Here is a 242-nt window from a genome sequence, read left to right on the forward strand (position 1 = left end):
CAGCAATAGCACTATAATTACAATGGCAATCGCTTCAACTAGGCTAACAATAAAGCCGTTTACCGATTTTTCTACTTCGTTTGGTTGATTATAAACGGCATTAATTTTAATTCCGTGTGGGCGCTGGTACTCTAATGACGCAAGGTGTGCGTCAATGTCGTTACCTATATCAACCACATTAACGCCCGACATAAACGACACGCCAATTAACAATGCTTGTTGTTGGTTGTAACGAATAATAT

General features: G+C 39.3%; 1 protein-coding gene. It reads right to left on the reverse strand.

The annotated features are described in order from the left end of the window. Positions 1–242 (reverse strand): efflux RND transporter permease subunit (locus AAEY62_RS24325; RefSeq protein ID WP_350637042.1); only part of this gene is annotated, 242 nt, incomplete at both ends.

The sequence above is a fragment of the Pseudoalteromonas sp. GW168-MNA-CIBAN-0100 genome (assembly GCF_040309225.1).
Classification (GTDB): Bacteria; Pseudomonadota; Gammaproteobacteria; order Enterobacterales; family Alteromonadaceae; genus Pseudoalteromonas; species Pseudoalteromonas arctica.